This window comes from Mycobacterium sp. VKM Ac-1816D (genome assembly GCF_000416385.1).
GTDB classification, from domain to species: domain Bacteria; phylum Actinomycetota; class Actinomycetes; order Mycobacteriales; family Mycobacteriaceae; genus Mycobacterium; species Mycobacterium neoaurum_A.
Genome location: NZ_AOHQ01000123.1, coordinates 54038 through 69797 on the forward strand (window position 1 = coordinate 54038; position 15760 = coordinate 69797).

Annotated in this window: 17 protein-coding genes; 8 read left to right on the top strand and 9 right to left on the bottom strand. The window is 67.8% G+C overall.

The features are described from left to right. Window positions 1-59: 59 nt before the first annotated feature. A complete protein-coding gene (gene acs / locus G154_RS07010; RefSeq protein ID WP_019510759.1) occupies window positions 60-2033 on the top strand; it encodes an acetate--CoA ligase in 1974 nt (657 codons plus the stop codon). A gap of 14 nt (window positions 2034-2047) precedes the next feature. On the opposite strand, the gene G154_RS07015 is transcribed toward acs, so the two are convergent. Then, window positions 2048-2749, bottom strand: coding sequence for a S1 family peptidase (locus tag G154_RS07015; RefSeq protein ID WP_045546566.1), 702 nt, complete (start codon window positions 2747-2749; stop codon window positions 2048-2050). Between the two features lie 200 nt (window positions 2750-2949). On the opposite strand from G154_RS07015, the gene G154_RS07020 reads away from it, so the two are divergent. Continuing rightward, a complete protein-coding gene (locus G154_RS07020; protein ID WP_019510757.1) occupies window positions 2950-3453 on the top strand; it encodes a phage holin family protein in 504 nt (167 codons plus the stop codon). 13 nt (window positions 3454-3466) lie between these two features. Beyond that, window positions 3467-4423, top strand: a complete 957-nt coding sequence (locus G154_RS07025) for an alpha/beta fold hydrolase (RefSeq protein WP_023986384.1) — start codon at window positions 3467-3469, stop codon at window positions 4421-4423. Here G154_RS07025 and marP read toward each other — a convergent pair. Genes marP through nth form a run of 4 tightly spaced genes read right to left on the bottom strand, consistent with a single transcriptional unit; the run spans window position 4411 to window position 7736 of the window. Further along, on the bottom strand, window positions 4411-5601 hold the full coding sequence (gene marP, locus G154_RS07030) for an acid resistance serine protease MarP (RefSeq protein WP_019510755.1): 1191 nt from the start codon (window positions 5599-5601) through the stop codon (window positions 4411-4413). The genes G154_RS07025 and marP overlap by 13 nt on opposite strands. After that, entirely contained in the window at window positions 5598-6410 is an 813-nt protein-coding gene (locus G154_RS07035) for a CoA pyrophosphatase (RefSeq protein ID WP_019510754.1), read from the bottom strand. The genes marP and G154_RS07035 overlap by 4 nt, the downstream gene beginning before the upstream one ends. Further along, complete coding sequence (locus tag G154_RS07040) at window positions 6403-7059, bottom strand: TlpA disulfide reductase family protein (RefSeq protein ID WP_019510753.1); 657 nt, start codon at window positions 7057-7059, stop codon at window positions 6403-6405. The genes G154_RS07035 and G154_RS07040 overlap by 8 nt, the downstream gene beginning before the upstream one ends. After that, the gene (gene nth / locus G154_RS07045) at window positions 7056-7736 is read right to left on the bottom strand and encodes an endonuclease III (protein ID WP_162269061.1); all 681 of its coding nucleotides are present in this window, start codon (window positions 7734-7736) and stop codon (window positions 7056-7058) included. The genes G154_RS07040 and nth overlap by 4 nt, the downstream gene beginning before the upstream one ends. Before the next feature lie 189 nt (window positions 7737-7925). Between nth and G154_RS07050 the strand changes: the two genes are divergently transcribed. Both G154_RS07050 and crp read left to right on the top strand, forming a co-directional pair. After that, window positions 7926-8165, top strand: a complete 240-nt coding sequence (locus G154_RS07050; protein ID WP_019510751.1) for a hypothetical protein — start codon at window positions 7926-7928, stop codon at window positions 8163-8165. A 104-nt stretch (window positions 8166-8269) separates the two neighbouring features. Further along, on the top strand, window positions 8270-8944 hold the full coding sequence (crp, locus tag G154_RS07055) for a cAMP-activated global transcriptional regulator CRP (protein WP_019510750.1): 675 nt from the start codon (window positions 8270-8272) through the stop codon (window positions 8942-8944). A gap of 57 nt (window positions 8945-9001) precedes the next feature. On the opposite strand, the gene G154_RS07060 is transcribed toward crp, so the two are convergent. The 3 genes from G154_RS07060 to G154_RS07070 are packed head-to-tail and all read right to left on the bottom strand — an operon-like array spanning window position 9002 to window position 10458. After that, a complete protein-coding gene (locus G154_RS07060; protein ID WP_019510749.1) occupies window positions 9002-9784 on the bottom strand; it encodes an MBL fold metallo-hydrolase in 783 nt (260 codons plus the stop codon). 60 nt (window positions 9785-9844) lie between these two features. After that, window positions 9845-10300: a RidA family protein gene (locus G154_RS07065; RefSeq protein WP_019510748.1), complete on the bottom strand. Its 456-nt coding sequence runs from the start codon at window positions 10298-10300 to the stop codon at window positions 9845-9847. Then, window positions 10297-10458: a DUF4177 domain-containing protein gene (locus tag G154_RS07070; protein WP_023986385.1), complete on the bottom strand. Its 162-nt coding sequence runs from the start codon at window positions 10456-10458 to the stop codon at window positions 10297-10299. The genes G154_RS07065 and G154_RS07070 overlap by 4 nt, the downstream gene beginning before the upstream one ends. 48 nt (window positions 10459-10506) lie before the next feature. Here G154_RS07070 and G154_RS07075 point away from each other — a divergent pair, with 48 nt between their 5' ends. Next, window positions 10507-11544, top strand: a complete 1038-nt coding sequence (locus tag G154_RS07075) for an ArsA family ATPase (RefSeq protein WP_019510746.1) — start codon at window positions 10507-10509, stop codon at window positions 11542-11544. 33 nt (window positions 11545-11577) lie between these two features. Beyond that, window positions 11578-12699: an ArsA family ATPase gene (locus G154_RS07080; protein ID WP_019510745.1), complete on the top strand. Its 1122-nt coding sequence runs from the start codon at window positions 11578-11580 to the stop codon at window positions 12697-12699. A gap of 24 nt (window positions 12700-12723) precedes the next feature. Here G154_RS07080 and G154_RS07085 read toward each other — a convergent pair whose 3' ends face one another. Then, window positions 12724-12993, bottom strand: a complete 270-nt coding sequence (locus tag G154_RS07085; protein ID WP_157837291.1) for a WhiB family transcriptional regulator — start codon at window positions 12991-12993, stop codon at window positions 12724-12726. Between the two features lie 309 nt (window positions 12994-13302). On the opposite strand from G154_RS07085, the gene ponA2 reads away from it, so the two are divergent. Then, the gene (gene ponA2 / locus G154_RS07090) at window positions 13303-15747 is read left to right on the top strand and encodes a transglycosylase/D,D-transpeptidase PonA2 (protein ID WP_019510743.1); all 2445 of its coding nucleotides are present in this window, start codon (window positions 13303-13305) and stop codon (window positions 15745-15747) included. Window positions 15748-15760 lie beyond the last annotated feature (13 nt).

A 15760-nucleotide genomic window follows, 5' to 3' on the forward strand; every position in this document is an offset into this window, starting at 1 on the left:
GCAGCGCATCTTGTGACGCTCCAACGCCGCTGCAACCTTCGGTGACTACGCTCACACCCATGAGCGAGACGACAGCGACGCAGACCGGCGTGCCCTCAGCCTATCCCCCGCCCGCCGAGTTCGCGGCCAATGCCAACGCCACGAGCGATCTCTACGATCAGGCCGAGGCCGACCGACTGGCGTTCTGGGCCACCCAGGCCGACCGACTGTCCTGGGGCACCCCGTTCACCGAGGTGCTGGACTGGTCGAACGCGCCGTTCGCCAAGTGGTTCGTCGGCGGCAAGCTCAACGTCGCCTACAACTGTGTGGACCGCCACGTCGAGGCCGGCAATGGTGACCGGGTCGCCATCCACTGGGAGGGCGAGCCCGTCGGCGACGCGCGCACCATCACCTACGCCCAGCTCCAAGACGAGGTCAACCAAGCCGCCAACACGCTCGCCGAACTCGGCCTGACCACAGGCGACCGGGTGGCCATCTACATGCCGATGGTGCCCGAGGCGATCATCGCGATGCTGGCCTGCGCACGGCTGGGCGCGATGCATTCGGTCGTGTTCGCCGGCTTCTCCGCCTCGGCGCTCAAGGCCCGCATCGAGGATGCCCAGGCCAAGATCGTCATCACCTCCGACGGCCAGTACCGCCGGGGCAAGGCCGCACCGCTGAAGACGGGTGTCGACGAGGCATTGGAAGGCCTCGGCTCCGGCAGCCCCGTCGAGCATGTTCTCGTGGTGCGCCGCACCGGGATCGACGTGCCGTGGACCCAGGGCCGCGACCTGTGGTGGGACGAAACGGTGCCCAAGGCATCGGTCGAACACGCCCACGAGTCCTTCGACTCCGAGCACCCGCTGTTCCTGCTGTACACCTCCGGGACCACCGGCAAGCCCAAGGGCATCGTGCACACCTCGGGCGGGTACCTGACCCAGGCGTCCTACACGCACTCGGTCGTCTTCGACCTCAAGCCCGAGACCGACGTCTATTGGTGCACAGCCGATATCGGCTGGGTGACCGGCCACACCTACATCGTGTACGGACCGCTGTCCAACGGAGCCACGCAGGTGGTCTACGAGGGCACGCCGGCGTCCCCGGACGAGCACCGGCACTTCCAGGTCATCGAAAAGTACGGCGTATCCATCTATTACACCGCTCCCACGGTGGTCCGGACCTTCATGAAGTGGGGCCGCGAGCTCGCCTTCGAACACGACCTGTCCAGCATCCGCCTGCTGGGCTCGGTGGGTGAACCGATCAACCCCGAGGCGTGGCGGTGGTACCGGCTGGTGTTCGGCGCCGACAAGACCCCGATCGTGGACACCTGGTGGCAGACCGAGACCGGGGCGATCATGATCTCCCCGCTGCCCGGGGTCACCCACTGCAAGCCCGGTTCGGCGATGACACCGCTGCCCGGCATCTCGGCCAAGATCGTCGACGACGACGGCAACGATCTCGCCCGCGCCGTCGACGGTGCCGAGCAGACCACCGGATACCTGGTGCTGGACAAGCCGTGGCCGTCGATGCTGCGCGGCATCTGGGGTGACGACGAACGGTTCAAGGAAACGTACTGGTCGCGCTTCGCCGAGCAGGGCTGGTACTTCGCCGGCGACGGCGCACGCTACGGCAGCGACGGTGAGATCTGGGTGCTGGGCCGCATCGACGATGTGATGAACGTGTCCGGACACCGCATCTCGACCGCCGAGGTGGAATCCGCACTCGTCGGGCACGCCGGGGTGGCCGAGGCCGCCGTCGTCGGTGCCACCGACGAGCACACCGGCCAGGGCATCTGCGCGTTCGTCATCCTCAAGAGCCACGCCGCCGAACTGTCCCACGAGCAGATGGTCGACGAGCTGCGCGCCGAAGTCTCCAAGGAGATCTCCCCGATCGCCAAACCTCGGGAGATCCACGTCGTCCCGGAACTTCCCAAGACCCGCAGCGGCAAGATCATGCGCCGACTGCTGCGCGATGTGGCCGAGGGCCGCGAACTCGGTGACACCTCGACCCTGGTCGACCCCAGCGTCTTCGAGGCGATCCGCGCCAGCAAGTAGCCGCCGGAATTCGGTCAGGCGATCGGCACGAAGCCGGCGCCTGGCCGATTCTTGGTGGCGATATCGGTGAGCACCGAGGACATCGACATGGTGACCGCCGGGGTGTGCAGCGGGATGTACTGCGTCACGCACGTCGGCAGGTCCTCGGTGAACGCGCCGTGGATCATGCCGACCAGTCTGTTGTTGACCGTCACCGGCGCCCCGGAATCACCGGGCTGGCCGCAGACCTGGTTGAGGATGGTGCCCGGATCCTGACCGGGACCCCACGTCACACCGCACGAGTAGCCGGTCGTGCGACCCAGCTTGCAGGCCACTTCGCCGAACGACGGGTCCGGTCCCAGCCCGTCGATCCGGAATCCCTTGACCGTGTTCACCGGTTGCACCCGCTGCGGGTCGAATTCGATGACCGCATAGTCCAGGTTGTCATTACCGGCGACCATGACGCCGAGCGTTCCCGCCGTCGGCACGCCTTCGGCGGCGACCACCGCGCCCGGCCCGCCGCAGTGCGCCGAGGTGAACCCGATCAACTTGCCCGCGGAGTCGTGGCCGATGGCGGTGAGTGTGCAGTAGGCGTGACCGTCGATGACGATCCCCGATCCGCCGCCGAGCGGAACCGGGCCGTCGGCATGTGCCACCGGGCTCAGCGCGACCGCCACGGGCGCCAGGACCGCGAGCGAAACAGTGCGCGCAATGGACTGCCAGCGGTGTCTCAACATCTCCCCGTTCCTCGGCTGGCCGCCATTCTATGTGGCGGAGCCGCCACCTCCTCGGACTGGAGCCCTCTCCCCGTCGCTTCGCTCGCCCTGAGATCTCTCCCCGTCGCTTCGCTCGCCTCAGATCTCTCCCCGTCGCTTCGCTCGCCTCAGATCTCTCCCCGTCGCTTCGCTCGCCTCAGAACATGGCAACATAGCCTCCTATGAGCACCAGCGACCGCAAGAACGGCGTGCCTGCCACTGTGACGTCGATTCCGCTCGTCGACCCGCACGCCCCCAAGGCCGACCCCTCCATCGGAGATCTGGTCAAGGATGCGACCGCACAGGTTTCCACCCTGGTGCGCGCCGAGGTGGAACTCGCCAAGGCCGAGATCACCCGCGATGTGAAGAAGGGCCTGACCGGCAGCCTGTTCTTCATCGCGGCCCTGGTCGTGTTGTTCTACTCGACCTTCTTCCTCTTCTTCTTCATTGCCGAGCTGCTGGATACCTGGCTGTGGCGCTGGGCTGCCTTCCTGATCGTGTTCGGCGTCATGGTGCTGGTCACCATCGCACTGGCGCTGCTCGGCTATTTGAAGGTGCGGCGCATCCGCGGGCCGCGCGAAACCATCGCCTCGGTCAAGGAGACCAAGGAGGCGCTGACCCCGGGCGCGGACAAGCCCGCCGAGGCCGCCAAGCCGGCCATCACCACCGACCCCTCCGGCTGGTAGCCGCTTCGCCATGATGGCGCGGCCGGACCCGTCGGTGGTCCGCATCGATGGGCCCTGGCGCCATTTTCAGGTCCACGCCAACGGTATTCGCTTCCACGTCGTGGAGGCCGAGGAATCCCCCGAGACCGAGGGCCGCGGGCGGGCCGATCGCCCACTTGTCATCCTGTTGCACGGTTTCGGCTCGTTCTGGTGGTCGTGGCGCCACCAGCTGCACGGTCGGTCCGACCATCGGGTCGTCGCGGTCGATCTGCGCGGTTACGGCGACAGCGACAAACCGCCGCGCGGTTACGACGGCTGGACATTGGCCGGGGACACCGCGGGTCTGGTCCGCGCACTCGGCCACAACTCGGCCACCCTGGTCGGACACGCCGACGGCGGTCTGGTCTGTTGGGCGACGGCCCAGTTGCACCCGCGGATGGTCGACGCCGTCGCCCTGATCAGCTCACCGCACCCCGTCGCGCTGCGCTCGTCGGTGGTGGCCGACTCCGCCCAGCGCCGCGCGCTGCTGCCCTGGCTGCTGCGCTACCAGCTGCCGCGCTGGCCCGAACACAAGCTGACCCGACACAACGCCGCCGAACTGGAACGGATCGTCCGAGACCGCGCCGGCCACGGCTGGGTCGCCACCGAAGACTTCGCCGTGACCATGCGCCATCTGCGGCAGGCGATCCAGATCCCGGGAGCGGTCCATTCGACCCTGGAGTATCAACGCTGGGCGATGCGCAGCCAGATCCGCGGCGAGGGCCGCAGGTTCATGCGCTCGATGGCCCAGCCGATAGATATCCCGCTGCTGCATCTGCGCGGCGCGGCCGACCCCTACGTCCTGGCCGATCCGGTGCGCCGGTCGCGGCCGTATGCACCCGATGGCCGATTCGAACACGTCGACGGCGCAGGGCATTTCGCACACGAGGAGAACCCGCGGGTGGTCAACACCGCGCTCGCCGAGTTCCTGGGCGCGGTCTACCCGGCCTGACCGATGCAGACGCCGGTCGGCACCGGCGCGGTGTTACCCACCTGCATGCGCTGCGGCAGCACCTGCTCGGCGGTCAGCACGAAACCGGTGTCGGCGTCATCGACGGCGGCACCGAAGACGACGCCGAGGACCTTGCCGTCCTTGTCGACCATCGGGCCACCCGAATTACCCTGCTTGACCGTGCCGCGGATGGTGTACACCGTCCGGTTCACCGTCGTCGAGTTGTAGATGTCGGGACCGTTGAGTTCGATCGTCTCGCGCACCCGCGCCGGGGTTGCCGTGAAATCGCCGCCGCCGGGATACCCCATGACGATGGCATCGGTGCTCGGCGCGGCCTCGGAATCGTCGAAGACCAACGGCACCGACGGCAGCTCCGGCACCGCAAGGATCGAGATGTCCTGGTTCGGGTCGTAGGAGACCACGGTGGCGTCGTAGGTCTCACCGTTGACCTCGACGGTGACCGTCTCCGCGCCGGCGACCACGTGGGCATTGGACATCACCCGGTTGGGCGCGATGACGAATCCGCTGCCCTCCAACACCTTCTGGCAGCTGGGCGCGACACCGCGGATCTTGACCACACTGCCGCGGACGGACTGCACCACCGGCGAGGTCGCCAACGCCGCATCGGGTGCGTCGACCGCCACGACCGGCGTGCGGCTGAACGGTTCCAGCACCGCGGGAAGACCCGAGGTGTCCAGTAATCCGGCCAACCGGGCAGGCACCTTCTGCAGCCATTCCGGCGCCAGATTGTTGACCTCGGTGAGCACCTTGGAGCCGCGCACCGCGCCGGCCAGGGTGGGCTGGCTGGTCAGCGGCGAGGCCAGCAACCACGCCGCGATCAGCACCGTCACCAACTGCAACGCCGACCCGATGATCGAGTCGACGAAGCGCAGCACCGGATTGCGTAACGCACCACGCACGGCCCTGCCGAGCACCACACCGGCGATCTCGCCGATCACGACCAGCGCCAGGATCAGGAAGAGGGTGGCGAACAGCTTGGTGCGGGGCCCGTCGATGTTGCCGACCAGATGAGGTGCCAACAACACACCGGCGACCGCACCCAGGACGACGCCGATGAAGGACAACAGCGATCCGAGTGCGCCGGAGCGCCAGCCGGACACCGCGGCCACGAAGGCGACGGCAAGGATTGCGAGGTCAAGCCACTGTGCGGGAGTCATCGTTGGGCTTCACCGTACTGGCTTGGCGACGACACCAAGGCCATTGCCTCCTCCAGTTCGCGCACGTCGTCGGTATTCCACGGTTGTGCCCACCCCGCGACGTCCAGCAGTGCCGAGATCACCTGGCCGGTGAAGCCCCACACCAGCATCTGGTTGAGCAGGAAGGCCGGCCCGGCGAAACGGCTGGTATTGGCCTGGCGGTACACCATCAACCGGTTCTCCGGATTGATGAACGCCCGCAGCGGAACCCGCGCCACGATGGCGGCCTCGGCCGGATCGACAACGCGGACCGGGCCGGGATCAGGCGAGTACGCCAGCACCGGCACCACATGAAAGCCCGTCGGGGGGATGAACATCCGATCCAGGACGGCCAGCGGCGTCAGGCGGGTGGTGTCCACCCCGGTCTCCTCACGGGCCTCGCGCAGCGCGGTCGCCACCGGACCGTCGTCCTCGGGGTCGGACACGCCGCCGGGGAAAGCGGCCTGCCCGGAATGGTTACGCAGCGAGGATGCGCGGACGGTGACCAACAGGTCGGTTTCCGGCGGCGGGCCGCCGAAATCGCCACGCGGCGGGCCGCCGAAATCGCCACGCGGCGGATAACCGCTCGGCGCGTCGGCGGGTCCGGAGAACAGCACCAGCACGGCGGCGTCGCGTTTGGTCCCGGCCCGCGTCGCCGCGGCATTGGCGGAGTTGATCGCGGCCAGCACGTCGGCGGGTGTGCGGTTTCGGTAGGCGGAGGGCACGGCGGCGACGTTGTCGAGCAACGGACGCAGCCAGCCCGGCGCGGCGTCCGGGGAGAGCTCAACCAACGGGCACCCCTATCAACGGATTCACCGCCGCGGCAATCTCGTCGGCGTCGGCGAACGGTCGCGGCAGAATTTCGGCCACGCTACCGTCCGCGCGCAGCACCACGGTGGCAGGCATCACGTTGGGAACCTTGAGCGCCGCGGCGACCAACCGGCGGCCGTCCTGCAGCGTCGGCAACCGCACCCCGAGCTCGGCCAACCGCAGCAGACCGGCGGATTCGTTCTCGTCCTGATGCACCGTCACCACCATCACCCGCTCACCCATCCGGCGTTGATACTCCTGCAATGCGGGCAGTTCGTCGGCGCACGGGCCGCACCAGTAGGCCCACAGGTTGAGCACCACCGGCCCGCCTGCCAACGCCGCCGCGACATCGACGGACGTGCCGTCTCCCGCGCATTCGAGGGTGATCCCGCGCAGCGGCTCGGGTCCGTCCCCGGTACCTGCGGGGCAGGGCGGCAGATCCGCCCGCTGCCTCGGCCCGGCCAGCGCCTCCGGGGTGTCGGCGGCCCGGTGATCACGCGCGGCGGGGGCCTGGGATGCAACGGATCCGGTGGGACCGGGTTCGGTGACGCCCAGCTCCCGCCACAGCGCGTAGCCGAGGGCGACGAAGACGATCAGGACCGCTACGGTCCACCGCGCCGAACGGCTCACAACCCGGCCAGTGCCAGCAGATGGTCGGTCTCCGGTCCCTTCACCAGGGCCGCCGCGGTCGCCTTGTCGGTCGGGCCCGCGCCATAGGAAGGACAGTCCTTGGCCAGCACGCACACCCCGCACGCGGGTCGTCTCGCGTGGCAGACGCGGCGACCGTGAAAGATCACCCGGTGGCTGAGCAGGGTCCACTCGCGCCGTTCGATCAGCTCGCCGACGGCGTGCTCGACCTTCACCGGATCTTCCTCAGCGGTCCAGCGCCAGCGCCGCACCAACCGCCCGAAATGGGTGTCGACCGTGATTCCGGGGATGTCGAACGCGTTGCCGAGCACCACATTGGCGGTCTTGCGCCCGATACCCGGCAGCGTGACCAATTCCTCCAGCGTGCGCGGCACCTCACCGTCGAAACGCGCCTCCAGTTCGGTGCCCAGATTGATCAGCGAGGTGGCCTTGTTCCGGTAGAACCCGGTCGGCCGGATCAGTTCTTCGAGCTCGGCGCGGTCGGCCTGCGCGTAGTCCAGCGCGCTGCGGTACCGCGCGAACAACGCCGGGGTGGTCAGGTTGACCCGCTTGTCGGTGCACTGCGCGGACAGGATGGTGGCGACCGTGAGTTCCAACGGGTTGGTGAAGTCCAGCTCGCAGTAGACGTACGGGAAGGCCACCGCCAGCGTTCGGTTCATCCGGCGCGCGCGGCGCACCAGGCCGAGGTGGGTCTCTCGATCCCAGGCGGCCTGCGATTTGCTCCGGGCGGTGCTGGCGGTCACCCGGACAAGGGTACTGACGGTGCCTCTGACGAGCCCTGACGGGCCGGTGCCGACCGGTGACAAAACGTGATCCCACCGAGATGTTCAGCGTGTTTACTCTTCGATGTGTCGTGGTTGCTGGTGTGCTTCATCCCGGGGTTGCTCATGCTGGCGACCTTCGGGCTCGAGCGCCTGGAGTCGGGCCTCGAGCGCGATACGGCGGCAGTTCGCCGCACCGACGTTCGCGAGCGCACCCAACCGATCCGGCAGGCGCCGCTGGAATACGCCGGATTGCCGACTCGCCCCGCACCTGCGCGGCGGGCCAATCCGCAGTTTCCGGCGACCCGCCAGGCCAATCGTGTGTAGCGTTGGCTCGTCGCCGACATGCCAACCACTAGACTGAATGCGCTAACCAGCTAGTCGGTTGGCGTGTGCATGTCATATCACTGGATGAGCTTAAGAGGGGCAACGTGGACGAGATCCTGGCCAGGGCCGGAATCTTCCAAGGGGTAGAACCCACCGCGGTCGCTGCGCTGACCAAACAGCTGCAGCCCGTCGACTTTCCGCGCGGACATACGGTGTTCGCCGAGGGCGAGCCCGGTGACCGGCTTTACATCATCACCTCCGGCAAGGTGAAGATCGGCCGACGTTCCCCCGATGGCCGGGAGAACCTGCTGACGATCATGGGCCCGTCGGACATGTTCGGTGAGCTGTCGATCTTCGACCCGGGCCCCCGGACCTCCAGCGCCACCACCATCACCGAGGTGCGTGCGGTGTCGATGGACCGTGAGGCGCTGCGCGCCTGGATCGCCGACCGTCCCGAGATCGCCGAGCAGCTGTTGCGCGTGCTGGCCCGTCGCCTGCGGCGCACCAACAACAACCTCGCCGACCTGATCTTCACCGACGTGCCCGGCCGGGTGGCCAAGCAGCTGCTGCAGCTGGCCCAGCGCTTCGGCACCCAGGAAGGTGGCGCATTGCGCGTCACCCACGACCTCACCCAGGAGGAGATCGCCCAGTTGGTCGGCGCCTCCCGGGAGACCGTGAACAAGGCCCTCGCCGATTTCGCCCACCGCGGGTGGATCCGGTTGGAGGGTAAGAGCGTGCTGATCAGCGATTCGGAGCGGTTGGCTCGTCGCGCACGTTAGTTCTTCACCAGATTTCGGCGCGGTTTCGTTCGCTCAGCGGACGTTTCCGCGCCGAAATCAGTTTCTGAGGTAGTCCAGCTGCGCCTGGGTCGACTTCTCCGCGGCGGGCCACAGCTTCTCGTCCACATCGGTGTAGACATGCGCGACGATCTGCTTGGCCGTGGCGTCCTCCCCCAGCTCGCGCAAGGCCGCCCGGACCTGGTCGAGTCGGTCGTGCCGGTGCGCCAGATACTGCGCCGACACCTCGGCCAGGTTCGCCAGATCGGGGCCGTGCCCGGGCAGCACCCGCAGCTGACCCAGTCCCTGCAGCCGACGCAGGGAATCCAGATACGCGCCAAGGCTGCCGTCCTCGTCGTCGATGACGGTGGTGCCGCGGCCCAGCACGGTGTCGGCGGTCAGCACCGCACCCTCGACGAGGAATGACAGCGAATCGCTGGTGTGTCCCGGTGTCGCCAGCACGGTGATGCGCGTCCCCGCGGCGTCGATGACCTCACCGTCGGTCAGCGGTCCGCCGAGTCCCCGCAGGAACCCACTACCGATGGCGCGCACCACCGCGCCGGTGCGGTCGACCAGCTTGTCGATGCCGTCGGTGTGGTCACCGTGCTTGTGACTGATGAGCACCAGCGAGATCGTGCCGAGCGCGGCGATCCGGTCGATGTGCTCGTCGTCATCGGGCCCCGGGTCGACGATCACCAGCTCGTCGCTGCCCGGCCCGCTCAACACCCAGGTGTTGGTGCCCTCCAGCGTCATCATCCCGGGGTTGTTGCACAGCAGTACCGAGGCCGACACGGTATCGGTCTGCCAGACCGGCCTCAGCTCGCCGTACGCGGGATGCTGCAACTACACGACCTCTCCACTCATGCTCGGCCGCTTACGCGACCCTCACTCATGCTCGGCCGCTTACGCGACCTCGACGATGATCTCGACCTCGACCGGTGAGTTCCGCGGCAGTTCCGAGACCCCGACAGCGGAGCGGGCATGCGCGCCACTGTCGCCGAACACCTCGCCGAACAGTTCGGAGGCGCCGTTGATGACACCGGGCTGTCCGTCGAAATCCTTGGCCGACGCGACGAATCCGACCACCTTGACCACCCGCACCACCGCGTCGATGCCCACCAGCGCGTGCACCGCGGCCAGCGCGTTCAATCCGCAGAGCCGGGCCAGTTCCTTGGCGTCCTCGGCGCTGACCTCGGCGCCGACCTTGCCGGTGGCCTGCAGGGCGCCGTCACGGATCGGCAGCTGCCCCGAGGTGTAGACCAGATTGCCGGTCCGCACCGCGGGCACGTAGGCCGCCAGCGGTGCCACGACCTCGGGCAGCTCGATACCGAGCTCGGCGAGCCGCTGCGAGTGGCTCACTTCGGCCGCTTGAGGTACGCGACGTGCTGCTCACCGGTGGGACCGGGAAGCACCGACACCAGCTCCCAGCCATCCGAGCCCCACTGGTCGAGAATCTGTTTGGTGGCGTGCGTCAGCAACGGCACGGTGGCGTACTCCCAACGGCTCACTTCAGTCATGACGCAGAGCTTATCCGCCGACGCTCCCGCGATGGATAGCATGCAGGCGTGGAACATGCATCCGACGACCGCAGGCCGGTCGGCTGGCCGTCCCGCCTGACGAAGGCCCGTCTGCACTTCGTCACCGGTAAAGGTGGTACCGGCAAGTCGACCATCGCCGCGGCGCTGGCGCTCTCGCTGGCCGCCGGAGGCCGCAAGGTGTTGTTGGTGGAGGTCGAGGGACGCCAGGGCATCGCCCAACTCTTCGACGTGCCGCCGCTGCCCTATGAGGAGGTCAAGATCGCGACCGCCGAGGGCGGCGGCCAGGTCAACGCCCTGGCCATCGACACCGAGGCCGCGTTCCTCGAGTACCTCGACATGTTCTACAACCTGGGCATCGCCGGACGCGCGATGCGCCGTATCGGGGCCGTCGAGTTCGCCACGACGATCGCCCCTGGCCTGCGTGATGTGCTGCTGACCGGAAAGATCAAGGAGCTCGTCGTCCGCTCCGACAATCCGGCCAAGACGGCCAAATCCGGCCAGAGCGCCTACGACGCGATCGTGGTCGACGCGCCCCCGACCGGTCGCATCTCCCGATTCCTCGATGTCACCAAGGCGGTGTCCGAACTGGCCAAGGGCGGACCGGTGCACTCCCAGGCGGAAGGCGTGGTGAAGATCCTGCATTCCGATCTGACCGCGATCCATCTGGTGACCCTGCTGGAGGCGCTGCCGGTCCAGGAGACCATCGAGGCGATCGCCGAACTGCGGGAGCTCGAGCTGCCGATCGGCAGCGTCATCGTCAACCGCAACATCCCGTCGTATCTGTCCCAGGACGACCTCACCAGGGCGGCCGAGGGAGATCTCGACGCCGAGACCATCCGTGCGGATCTGGGCTCTGCCGGAATCACCTTGGCCGACGACGATTTCGCGGGCCTGCTGACCGAGTCCATCCAGCACGCCACCCGGATCGCCGCCCGCGCCGAGAGTGCCGAGTTGCTCGAAGAGCTCGACGTGGCCCGACTGCAGCTGCCGGCCATCGCCGACGGTGTCGATCTGGGCAGCCTCTATGAACTGGCCGAAGCACTTGCCGCCCAAGGAGTGCGATGAGCGCTCGCTCGAAGAGCCGAAGGAACAGCTGATATGAGCACTTCTCCTGCTGCCCTCGATCTGGGCGCCGTCCTCGGCGATACCAGCAACCGGGTCATCGTGTGCTGCGGTGCCGGTGGTGTCGGCAAGACCACCACGGCCGCCGCGATGGCGCTGCGCGCCGCCGAGATGGGGCGCACGGTCGTCGTGCTCACCATCGACCCGGCAAAGCGACTGGCCCAGGCGCTGGGCATCGAGAGCCTCGGCAACAATCCGCAGCGGGTTCCGCTGGCCCCCGAGGTGACCGGTGAGTTGCACGCGATGATGCTCGACATGCGCCGCACCTTCGACGAGATGGTGGTGCAGTACTCGGGCCCCGGGGTCGCCGATTCGATTCTGGAGAACCAGTTCTACCAAACGGTCGCAACGTCTCTGGCCGGCACGCAGGAGTACATGGCCATGGAGAAACTCGGCCAGCTGTTGGCCGAGGACAAATGGGACCTGGTGGTGGTGGACACGCCGCCGTCACGCAACGCGCTGGACTTCCTGGACGCCCCGAAACGGCTGGGCAGCTTCATGGACAGCCGGCTCTGGCGGATGCTGCTGGCGCCGGGCCGCGGCATCGGGCGCATCGTCACCGGCGCGGTGGGCCTGGCCATGAAGGGCATGTCGACGGTGCTGGGCTCCCAGATGCTTTCCGACGCCGCAGGATTCGTGCAGTCACTGGATGCGACGTTCGGTGGGTTCCGGGAGAAGGCCGACCGCACCTACGACTTGTTGAAGCGACGCGGTACCCAGTTCGTCGTCGTATCGGCCGCCGAGCCGGATGCTCTTCGCGAGGCGTCGTTCTTCGTCGACCGACTCTCCAGCGAGAACATGCCGCTGGCGGGTTTGATCCTCAACCGCACCCATCCGACGCTGTGCAATCTGGCTGCCGACAAGGCCACCGAGGCCGCCGCGGCGATCGACACGACCAAGGGTGAGGGCAACGTGAGTTCGGCGGTGCTGCGGGTTCACGCGGCGCGGGCGGCGACGGCCAAACGGGAGGTGCGACTGCTGTCGCGGTTCACCGGGGCCAACCCACACGTAGCGATCGTCGGCGTGCCGTCGCTGCCGTTCGATGTGTCCGACCTGGAGGCACTGCGCGCCATCGGTGATCAGCTGACGGGCAGCTGATCGATCCGACGGCGGGCGAACCGCTCAGACCGCGCTGCGGTGCTTGCGCTGAGCGGCGAAGAAGTCGGCCCACGAGACGACCTCGGGGTGCTGCTTGAGCAGCGCGCGGCGCTGACGCTCGGTCATGCCGCCCCAGACACCGAACTCGACGCGGTTGTCCAGCGCATCGGCGCCGCATTCCGCGATGACCGGGCAGTGCCGGCAGATGACCGCCGCTTTTCGCTGAGCGGCGCCCCGGACGAACAGTTCGTCGGGATCGGCCTGGCGGCAACGGGCCTGCGAGACCCACGCGATGCGGGCCTCGGCCTCGGCTCCCGGAGTGGCCGTCGGGGCGTGCGTTGCTGCACTCCTATACGTGGCAGACGATGTAACCGACACCTGCATTCCCCTTTACTCCGACCCCTGTTAAGCGTGTGTAATCTGCGCCACATTGCGTCAGGAGTGTTACCTGAATCGCATTGTGTGTTCAAGCTAGGTGGTAGAGGGGCTTTTACGCAACAGTCAGATCACACTTTTTTGGGACGACCGTGCAGTCCGCCGCTCAGAACGCCGGAAATGGCAGCCCGAGGGGCCCGATTGGACCCGCTGGCTACGCTGTAACCCATGTCCGACCAGCCCCAGCGCCGACCACCGGTACCGGTGACGGTCATCAAGCTGATGTGGTGCTGCCTGCTGGCCGCCGTGATCGCCGCCGGGTTGATGTTTCCTGTCGTCGGCGGTATCGGTTTGATGTCCAACCGCGCCTCCGATGTGGTTGCCAACGGCTCGGCCCAACTGGTCGAGGGTGATATCCCCGCGGTGTCGACGATGACCGACTCGCAGGGCAACCCGATCGCCTGGCTCTACACCCAGCGCCGGTTCGAGGTGCCCAGCGAGCAGATCGCCAACACCATGAAGCTGGCCATCGTGTCCATCGAGGACAAGCGGTTCGCCGAGCACAACGGCGTGGACTGGCAGGGCACCCTGACGGGCCTGTCGGGTTACCTGTCCGGCAACCTGGACACCCGAGGTGGTTCGACCATCGAGCAGCAGTACGTGAAGAACTACCAGCTGCTGGTGGTCGCCCAGACCGATGCCGAGAAGCGCGCGGCCATCGAGACCACGCCGGCCCGCAAGCTGCGCGAGATCCGGATGGCCCTGACCCTGGACAAGACGCTGACCAAACCGGAGATCCTCACCAGGTATCTGAACCTGGTCTCCTTCGGTAACGGCGCCTTCGGCGTGCAGGACGCCGCCCAGACCTATTTCGGCGTCAACGCAAGCGAGCTGAACTGGCAGCAGGCCGCACTGCTGGCCGGCATGGTGCAGTCCACCAGCGTGCTCAACCCGTACACCAATCCCGAGGGCGCACTGGCTCGCCGCAATGTCGTGCTGGACACCATGATCGAGAATGTCCCGCAGGAGGCCGAGGCGCTACGCGCGGCCCGTGAGCAGCCCCTCGGAGTGCTCCCGCAGCCCAAGGAGCTGCCCCGTGGCTGCATCGCCGCCGGGGACCGCGCGTTCTTCTGCGACTACGCGCTGGACTACCTGGCGCGCGCCGGGTTGAGCAAGGATCAGGTCGCCAAGGGCGGATATCTGATCAAGACCACCCTGGACCCCAACGTGCAGGCCACGGTCAAGAACGCGGTCAACCAATTCGCTCCCGCCGACACCGCCGGGGTGGCCAGCGTCATGAGCGTGATCCGGCCGGGCAAGGAAGCGCACCCGGTGCTCGCGATGGCCAGCAACCGCACCTACGGACTCAACACCGAGGCCGGCGAAACCATGCAGCCGCAACCCTTCTCGCTGGCCGGCAACGGCGCCGGGTCGGTGTTCAAGATCTTCACCGTCGCCGCCGCCATGGAGATGGGCATGGGCATCAACAGCCAGTTGCCCGTGCCCGCGGCGTTCCAGGCCAAGGGCCTGGGTAGCAGCAGCTCGCCGGGATGCCCGCCGGCCACCTGGTGCGTCCGCAACGCCGGTGGCTACCGCGACTCGATGAGCGTCACCGACGCGCTGGCCACCTCGCCGAACACCGCCTTCGCCAAGCTGATCTCCCAGATCGGCGTGCAGCGGGCCGTCGACATGGCGGTCCGGTTGGGCCTGCGCTCGTATGCGCTGCCGGGTACCGCCCGCGACTATGACCCGGAGAGCAACGAGAGCCTCGCCGATTTCGTGAAGCGGCAGAACATCGGATCGTTCACCCTCGGCCCGATCGAGGTCAACGGCCTCGAGCTGTCCAACGTCGCCGCGACGCTCGCCTCGGGCGGGGTGTGGTGCCCGCCGAACCCGATCGCCCAGGTCTTCGACCGGCACGGCAACGAGGTCGCGGTGACCACCGAGACCTGTGAGCAGGTCGTGCCCGAGGGGTTGGCCAACACCCTGGCCAATGCGATGAGCGAGGACGACAGGGGCTCGGGTACCGCGGCCGGAGCCGCCGGCTCGGCGGGGTGGAACCTGCCGATGTCGGGCAAGACCGGCACCACCGAGTCCAACCGCTCCTCGGCCTTCCTGGGGTTCACCAGCGAGTTCGCCGCCGCCAACTACATCTACGACGATTCGACCCAGCCCAGCGAGTTGTGCTCGTTCCCGTTGCGGCAGTGTGGTTCCGGCAACCTCTTCGGCGGTAACGAGCCCGCCCGCACCTGGTTCACCGCGATGAAACCGCTGACACCGGACACCGTGGTGCTGCCGCCGACGGATCCGCGTTATGTCGACGGTGGTCCGGGATCGCGGGTGCCCAGCGTCGCCGGGATGGATGTGAGCATGGCGCGGGACCGGCTGCGCGCCGCCGGTTTCCAGGTCGCCGATCAGCCGACCGAGGTGAATTCCGGATCTCCGCGCGGCGCCGTGGTCGGCACCTCGCCGACCGGGCAGACCATTCCGGGATCGATCATCACCATTCTGACCAGTAACGGCATCCCGCCGGCACCCCCGCCACCACCGGCAGGCATCCCGGGACTGCCGCCGATGGTGGGGTCCACGGTGGTTCAGATTCCGGGTCTGCCACCGATCACCGTGCCGGTGCTCGGACCGCCCCCGCCACCGGCACCACCGCCGCCACCGTGATCTGGTGAGTAAA

Bases quoted from the DNA above. Each gene is read 5' to 3' on its own strand.
- acs (WP_019510759.1), top strand. From the start codon at position 60: ATGAGCGAGACGACAGCGACGCAGACCGGCGTGCCCTCAGCCTATCCC.
- G154_RS07015 (WP_045546566.1), bottom strand. From the start codon at position 2,749: ATGTTGAGACACCGCTGGCAGTCCATTGCGCGCACTGTTTCGCTCGCG.
- G154_RS07020 (WP_019510757.1), top strand. From the start codon at position 2,950: ATGAGCACCAGCGACCGCAAGAACGGCGTGCCTGCCACTGTGACGTCG.
- G154_RS07025 (WP_023986384.1), top strand. From the start codon at position 3,467: ATGGCGCGGCCGGACCCGTCGGTGGTCCGCATCGATGGGCCCTGGCGC.
- marP (WP_019510755.1), bottom strand. From the start codon at position 5,601: ATGACTCCCGCACAGTGGCTTGACCTCGCAATCCTTGCCGTCGCCTTC.
- nth (WP_162269061.1), bottom strand. From the start codon at position 7,736: ATGAACCGAACGCTGGCGGTGGCCTTCCCGTACGTCTACTGCGAGCTG.
- G154_RS07070 (WP_023986385.1), bottom strand. From the start codon at position 10,458: ATGACTGAAGTGAGCCGTTGGGAGTACGCCACCGTGCCGTTGCTGACG.
- G154_RS07080 (WP_019510745.1), top strand. From the start codon at position 11,578: ATGAGCACTTCTCCTGCTGCCCTCGATCTGGGCGCCGTCCTCGGCGAT.
- ponA2 (WP_019510743.1), top strand. From the start codon at position 13,303: ATGTCCGACCAGCCCCAGCGCCGACCACCGGTACCGGTGACGGTCATC.